The organism is Streptomyces sp. XM83C, from assembly GCF_023072675.1.
Taxonomy (GTDB): Bacteria; Actinomycetota; Actinomycetes; order Streptomycetales; family Streptomycetaceae; genus Streptomyces; species Streptomyces thermocoprophilus.
Genome location: NZ_JALLGL010000353.1, coordinates 1 through 5,918, shown reverse-complemented (window position 1 = coordinate 5,918; position 5,918 = coordinate 1). Strand labels below are relative to the sequence as shown.

The window sequence follows — 5,918 nt, the reverse complement described above, 5'->3', positions numbered from 1 at the left end:
GGTGGAGGCGTGACGCCGCGTGTCGGCGGCGGTTTCCTTTCACCGGCGGCCCGGTGAGGGGCCCTCGCGCAATTCCCCGCGCCCCTTCGTGCGGCGGCGGTTTCGATTCCACCCGCGGCCCGGTGGGTGGCGATGGCGCAGTTCCCCGCGCCCCTTGCGGTCACCTGCCGGCCGGTGAGTGGCGATCGTGCAGTTCCCCGCGCCCCTTTCGGGGTGGCTGCGCCATCGTTTTCATCTGCGGGCCGGTGGGGGCCGGGCGCGCACTTCCCCGCGCCCCTGAGGTGGGCGATGCGGGCGGCGTGTCGACGTACCTGCGGGCAGTCGTGCCGCTGGGGCGATGGGGGTCCTCCCTGCTCGAGCGAAGCCGAGAGGTTGCGGGAGGGTGGGCGCTGGGGGCACCCCCTCCGGGGGAGCACCCCGTCAGCGCCGGGTGCCCTTGTGGCACGGGCGGCGTAGCCACTGTCGGCGCGGTGTCAGGGGCGGGCGCCGGCGCCTCTGATCTGGAGCCCGTCCAGGAGCACCGCCGTCGCCTCGGCGATGCGGTCGACGGCCGATTCGAACACCTCCCGGTTGTGCGCGGCGGGCGCCCGGAACCCGGACACCTTCCTGACGTACTGCAGCGCGGCCGCCCGGATCTCCTCCTCCGTCGCCTTCTCGGGCAACGCGGGCGGGCGAAGTGTTTTGATGCTCCGGCACATGTGTTCAGTCTTCCACCCGCCCACTGACATTCAGAAGGAGCACCCGCATGAGCAGCGAAAAGCTCACCGTCGCCGTACTCGGCCCCGGCGGTGTCGGCGGCCTGCTGGCCGCGTTGCTGGCGCGGGCCGGTCATCGGGTGACCTGCCTGGCCGGCGAGGCCACGGCCGAGGTGTTGCGTACGCGGGGCATACAGATCCGCAGCGGACAGTTCGGTGACTTCACGGTGCCGGTGGAGGCGGCCGGCGAGCTGGACGGCCCCGTCGACGCCGTCCTCGTCGCGGTGAAGCTCACCACGCTGGACGCCGCCCTCGCCCGCGTCCCGGCGAAGGCGCTGGGCGACGCTCTCGTCGTACCGTTCCTGAACGGTGTGGAGCATCCGGCGCTGCTGCGCGAGCGCTACCCCGAAGCGCAGGTCGCGCCCGGCGTGATCCGCGTCGAGTCGACCCGCGTGGCGCCGGGCGTGATCGAACACGGCAGCCCGTTCACGGAGATCGACCTGGCCGGCGACACGGTGCCCCGCGCTGGTCTGGAGGCGCTGGCCGGGGCCCTGGCGGAGGCCGGCCCCGTGGCCCGGGTGGTGGACGGCGAGGCGGCGGCGCTGTGGGCGAAGATGGCGTTCCTGGCGCCGTTCGCCCTGCTGACGACGCGATACGGGGTGTCCGTCGGCGAGGTGCGGACCGTGCACCGTGAGGAGTTGACCGCCCTGGTGGAGGAGACCGCGGCGGTGAGCGGCGCGTGCGGGGGCCCCGCCGATCCGGCCGGGGCGCTCGCCCGGTACGACGCGTTCCCCGCGCAGTCCAAGTCGTCGATGCTGCGGGACGCGGAGGCGGGGCGTCCGCTGGAGCTGGACGCGATCGGCGGGGCGTTGCTGCGGGCGGCGGAGCGGCACGGGGTGGCTGTGCCGGTGGCCGCGCGGCTGGTCCGCGAGGTGGGTGAGCGGACCGCACGATAGGAACGCGAGTTCCCATACACACGTTCGCATGAACCGGAGTCGGAAACTCGTCCCGCTAAATCGAACAGGCGTAGCATTGTGGCGTGGCTACGACCTATGACTTCCCCAGTGACCTCCGCGCCGGCCAGGAGGAGCTGCATCAGGTCCGGGCCGAGCTGTCGGCCCTGCTGAAGCGGCTCCCCTGGTCGGTCGAGCCCCTGGACGGCTTCAGCGATGGCGCCGGCTGGCGCAAGATCGAACGGCCCGCCTCCCCCGGCTGGACGGAGGACGAGCAGGCCGAGGTCGAGAAGCTGCGGCGGCGCGAGCACGAACTGGCCGTCTTCATCACCACCCACCGCTTCTGGTCCGAGGTGCCCGCCGAGCAGCGGATGGAGGCCCGTACGCAGCTCAAGCACGTGCACGAGACCCCACCCGCCGAAGGCGACGGCGACAGCTAGCCGGCGAGGAGCTTCCTCATCTCTTCGATCTCGGCCTTCTGCGCGGTCACGATGGCGTCGGCCATGGCCTTGGCGGGGCCGTACCGCCCCTCCGTCTGCTCGGTCATGGCCATGCGCACGGCGCCCTCGTGGTGCTCGGTCATCAACTGAAGGAACAGCGTGTCGAAGGCCTTCCCGGAGGCCTTCTCCAGCTTCGCCATGTCCTCGTCGTCCATCATCCCGGGCATTCCGGCATGACCGGAGTGCCCGGACTGCCCGGAGTGTCCGGCGGAGTGCTGCGTGGCGCCGGGCTGCGGGACCTCTTCGCCCCAGGACGTCAGCCAGCCGCTCATGGTCCCGATCTCCGGGTCCTGCGCCTTGCCGATGCGCTGCGCCAGCTCCTTGACCTGCGTCGACGACGCCTTCGTCGCGGCCTGCGCGGCCATGTCGAGCGCCTGCCGGTGGTGCGGGATCATGCCCTGCGCGAAGGCGACGTCCTGCGCGTTGTGCGCTCCGGCCGAGGCCGTCGCGCTCGGGGCCGGAGCGGCGGCGTGGCCTTCCTGGTTCGTACCGCTGTCGCCGCCGCAGGCGGTGAGGGCGAACGCGGCGCCGACGGCGAGGGCGGCGAGGGCCGCGCGTACGGGCGTACGGGTGCTGCTCATACGGGAACTCCTTGTGCTGCGAGGGGTGATGTGTGCCGACACGCGTGTCACCGCGTCCGAGGGCAGGGCGCGGTGCGGCGGCGGCCTATATCCGCAGCAGTTGAAGTTCCGACAGTGACGGCGGGGCGCGGCACGCGTCGACCGCACGGCCGGGGGACGGCCTCAGGGCCGCGTCGGCCGTGCGCGCGGCCAGCGGGTCGGGGGCGAGCAGGGGCAGCGTGGGCCCGTCGCTCACGGCCCCGGAGGCGCAGCTCGCGTCGGCGTGCCGTACATGCCCGCCGGCCTGGCCGCCGTCATGCCCGCATACGTGATCCATGACCTGGGCGACAACGCCGTGCCGGTCCTGCTCGTGCGCATGCCCGCCGGTGACCCCGCTGCCGGGCGCCGGCCCGTGCATCGCGAACAGCCCGGCCAGCAGCCCGAGCACACCGAGCGCCCGCCACCACCGCACACGCGGCTGCGGATCCTCACACCCGGCTCGCCTCACGCGGCCATGCTAGGCCGACCCTTGCGGACCCACCCCCGGGGGGTATCCATTCGGGGGGCCCGCCCCGAGGTCGAGTCGGCCGCACCGGACTCCGCCGGCCGTGGACGCGGCGCGGGCGCAGGGGCCGCCCCCGGTCCGAGATGGGCATCGGCAGCTTTGCGGTGAAATGCCGGAGGCCCCCGTCGGAGCGGCGGGGGCCTCCGGATCGTGTGGGCGCGGACGGTTTCGAACCGCCGACATCCTGCTTGTAAGGCAGGCGCTCTACCCCTGAGCTACGCACCCGGGACAAGCCGACAGCCTACATGGCCGGGGGCGGTGCTCCGCAAACCCGTATCGGCGTGAGGGCAGGGGGGTTAACCCCCCTGACGATCCGGGAGCCCGCCTCATCGTCCGGCGGTCCGTCGGCCCATAGCGTCGTGGGCGTTGCCGGACAGTTTTCGTCAGGGGGATGGAGTCATGCGTCGTACTGCCGTACGGGCCGGAGTGGCCGCCTGGGTCGTGGGGGTGCTCGCCCTCGGAGCGGTCGGATGCGGGGCTTCCGCGGCCGACGACGAAGATCCCGAGCAGCGGAGTTTTTCGCTGCACGGCACCACCCTCACCGTCGACTCCGACGACTCCGCCCTGGACATCGTCGCCACCGACGGCACCCCGAAGGGCACGGTGCGGGTGACCCGGTGGTTCAAGGGGTCCGTGCTGATCGGGGACGAGCCGAAGGTCAGCTGGTCGATGACCGACGACGACCGGCTGGTGCTGCGGCTGCACTGCTCCGGGTTCGTCGCCGACTGCGCGGCCGAGCACCGGATCGAGGTGCCGCGCGGCATCACCGTCAAGGTCGAGGACCGGGACGGCAGTGTGCGGGCGCGCGGCTTCCGCGATCCGCTGGACATCCGTACCGGCGACGGATCCGTGCACGTCACCGACACCAGCGGGCCGCTGACCCTGCGCTCGGGCGACGGCTCCGTACGGGCCGAGGTCGCCTCCCGCGATGTCACCGCCCGCACCGGCGACGGATCCGTGCGGGTGAGCCTGAGCGCCGTACCGGACCGGGTGCGGGCCGTCAGCGGGGACGGCTCCGTCAGCATCACGGTCCCGCGGGCGGCGTACCGCGTGTCCACGAAGAGCGGCGACGGATCGGTGCGCGTGACCGTCCCGCGGGACGACCGCAGCACCCATCTGCTGGACGTCCGGACCGGCGACGGAGGGATCACGGTGCGCCCGGCGAACTGAACACCCTGTGTTTTCGTCCTTGACGGGTGGGACAATGGTCCCGGCAAGGCCGGATCACAGCACGGGAGAGGGATGTGACGGCGACACCGAAGCAGCCGTACTCGTCGCCGTCGATGCCGTACGGGCGTGCCGTACGGGACACGCTCACCTTGATGGGCCTGCCGCTCGTGCTCGCCCTGGCGCTGCCCGCGGCGTTCGCCGGCGGCGGCACCCGGCGCTGGTTCGGCGGGCGCGCCGAGAGCCAGCGGGCCGAGGCGCAGGCCGCCAAGGACGCCGCCGCTGCCGCCTTTTACGAGCTGGACACCGCCCAGCGCGATCTGCGGATCTCCATCGAGACGATCCACGCCGTCGACGACTCCCCCGCCGCGCGGCGCGCCCTCGCCGACTTCCAGGCGCTCGGGCAGCGCATCGACGAGGCGAGCGGGCGCTACATCGCCGCCGTCGACGCACACGACCTCGACCGGGACGACCTGGACGCCTCAGCCGCCGCCCGGGCCCGGACCGAACTGACCGGCGCCAAGGACGAACTGGAACGCGTCAAGCGGGAACTGGAGCGCTTCGGGGAAAGCCTCGCACCGCTCCTCGGCAAGGCCGAGACCCAGCTCGCCCGGCTCGCGCCCGCCGTGGAGCGGGCCCGGCAGGCGCTGCTCGCCGCGACCGGGGCCCTGGACGCCGTACGGCAGTCGGGGCTGAAGGCCGACGACCTGGCCGCCCGGCTGGCCGCGCTGTCGCCCGAGCTGACCCGGCTCAACCAGGGCGCCGGACAGCACGGTGTCGCCGCGACACTGGAGCGGGCCGAGCGGGTCGCGCGGGAGGCCGAGGCGATCCGCGCCGAAGCCGGACGGCTGCCGGAACGGGCCGCCGAGATCGACCGCCGGCTGGTGTCGCTGCGGACCCGTGCGCAGGCGCTCACCACCCGCGCCGAGCAGGTCGACCCGATCCTCAGCGAGCTGCGGCGGCGTTTCACCGTCGCCTGCTGGCAGGACCTGCAACGGGTGCCCGACGTGGCCGCGGAGAACGTACGGCAGGCCGAGGCGAAGCTCGCGGAGGCGCGGGCGGCGCGGGACGCGCAGCGCTGGGCCGACGCGACCGCGCTGCTGTCCACGGTGCGGGCGCTGCTGAACACCACCGACGAGGCCGTGTCCGCCGCCGGGGACCGGCTGCGGCGGCTCAACGCCGTGCAGAAGGACCCGCAGCAGGAGATCGACCGGACCCGGTTCGCGATCCGGGACGCGCAGCGCCTGGCGATGGCGGGGCGTACGACACCCGACCCGCGGCACGCCCGGCCGCTGGACGACGCGGTGGCACGGCTCGACCGGGCCGTCGCCACGCTGGACAGCGGGCGGCACCCCGACTACTGGCACTTCCTGACGGAGACGGAGGCGGTACGGCAGTCCGTGGCACGGGTGGTCGCGCAGATCCGCGAGGAGCGGGGCTCGGGGGCGCGCTGAGGCGGGGCGGGCGAGGCTCGGGCG

The 5,918-nt window shown here is 73.5% G+C and carries 7 protein-coding genes and 1 tRNA gene; 4 read left to right on the top strand and 4 right to left on the bottom strand.

The window, feature by feature from the left end; all coding sequences use genetic code 11:
* Positions 1-473: 473 nt before the first annotated feature.
* On the bottom strand, positions 474-698 hold the full coding sequence (locus MTQ10_RS26935) for a DUF2277 domain-containing protein (RefSeq protein ID WP_247472800.1): 225 nt from the start codon (positions 696-698) through the stop codon (positions 474-476).
* Between the two features lie 47 nt (positions 699-745).
* On the opposite strand from MTQ10_RS26935, the gene MTQ10_RS26930 reads away from it, so the two are divergent.
* The gene (locus MTQ10_RS26930) at positions 746-1,651 is read left to right on the top strand and encodes a ketopantoate reductase family protein (RefSeq protein ID WP_247472799.1); all 906 of its coding nucleotides are present in this window, start codon (positions 746-748) and stop codon (positions 1,649-1,651) included.
* An 83-nt stretch (positions 1,652-1,734) separates the two neighbouring features.
* Positions 1,735-2,088, top strand: coding sequence for a hypothetical protein (locus MTQ10_RS26925; RefSeq protein ID WP_247472798.1), 354 nt, complete (start codon positions 1,735-1,737; stop codon positions 2,086-2,088).
* On the opposite strand, the gene MTQ10_RS26920 is transcribed toward MTQ10_RS26925, so the two are convergent.
* From MTQ10_RS26920 to MTQ10_RS26910, 3 genes are all read right to left on the bottom strand, one after another.
* The gene (locus MTQ10_RS26920) at positions 2,085-2,729 is read right to left on the bottom strand and encodes a DUF305 domain-containing protein (protein WP_247472797.1); all 645 of its coding nucleotides are present in this window, start codon (positions 2,727-2,729) and stop codon (positions 2,085-2,087) included. The two genes, MTQ10_RS26925 and MTQ10_RS26920, sit on opposite strands and share 4 nt — an antisense overlap.
* 85 nt (positions 2,730-2,814) lie before the next feature.
* The gene (locus MTQ10_RS26915; protein ID WP_247472796.1) at positions 2,815-3,216 is read right to left on the bottom strand and encodes a DUF6153 family protein; all 402 of its coding nucleotides are present in this window, start codon (positions 3,214-3,216) and stop codon (positions 2,815-2,817) included.
* Positions 3,217-3,426: 210 nt separating this feature from the next.
* Positions 3,427-3,498, bottom strand: a tRNA-Val gene (locus MTQ10_RS26910).
* A 174-nt stretch (positions 3,499-3,672) separates the two neighbouring features.
* Here MTQ10_RS26910 and MTQ10_RS26905 point away from each other — a divergent pair.
* Positions 3,673-4,443, top strand: a complete 771-nt coding sequence (locus MTQ10_RS26905; protein WP_247472794.1) for a DUF4097 family beta strand repeat-containing protein — start codon at positions 3,673-3,675, stop codon at positions 4,441-4,443.
* Between the two features lie 74 nt (positions 4,444-4,517).
* Positions 4,518-5,894 (top strand): hypothetical protein, encoded by a 1,377-nt coding sequence (locus MTQ10_RS26900; RefSeq protein ID WP_374117703.1) that lies wholly within the window; start codon positions 4,518-4,520, stop codon positions 5,892-5,894.
* Positions 5,895-5,918 lie beyond the last annotated feature (24 nt).